Origin of the sequence: Pseudomonas sp. EL_65y_Pfl2_R96 (genome assembly GCF_963970905.1) — a bacterium.
Taxonomy (GTDB): Bacteria; Pseudomonadota; Gammaproteobacteria; order Pseudomonadales; family Pseudomonadaceae; genus Aquipseudomonas.
Genome location: NZ_CAXAQH010000199.1, coordinates 1 through 546, shown reverse-complemented (window position 1 = coordinate 546; position 546 = coordinate 1). Strand labels below are relative to the sequence as shown.

1 protein-coding gene is annotated in these 546 nt (G+C 59.5%); it reads right to left on the bottom strand.

Going from position 1 to position 546, the window contains the following annotated elements:
* Positions 1 to 120: 120 nt before the first annotated feature.
* Positions 121 to 402, bottom strand: coding sequence for an SWIB/MDM2 domain-containing protein (locus AACY49_RS30200; RefSeq protein ID WP_010403256.1), 282 nt, complete (start codon positions 400 to 402; stop codon positions 121 to 123).
* Positions 403 to 546: the final 144 nt, after the last annotated feature.

Here is a 546-nt window from a genome sequence, read left to right as displayed (position 1 = left end):
CCCCTCCCTTCCAGGGAGGGGAGGAAGAAGGGGAGGAGCAAGCCCCCCACACACGCAAAACGCCGACACCCCTGCGGAGGTGCCGGCGTCCGACGTCTTTTAAAAGCGATCCAGGAGGGATCAGGCCTTCATGTGGCCTGCCAGGTGCTTGTTCATTTCGAACATCGTCACCTTGTCCTTGCCGAAAACCTTCTTCAGCTTTTCGTCGGCGACGATCTCGCGCTTGTTCTCCGGGTTCTGGAGATTGTGCGCCTTGATATAGGCCCACACCTTGCTGATGACTTCGCTACGCGGCAGCTTGTCGGTGCCGACGATCGCGCCGAGCTCGGCCGAGGGGGTGATGGGCGCGAAGATGCCGCCGGTCTTGGGCGCATCGCTCTTCGCGGTTGGGGTCTTGGCCATTATGTGTCCTTCCTGAGTGTCGTTACAACCGACATCGGTTTCACGCCTTGAATAGCGCTGCGCTCCTTGTGCGCTGCCTTTTTGCCCTTGTCACGCCTTACAATGCCCTGAAATGCGTCGGTTTGGGGGTTGTAACGCAAGACC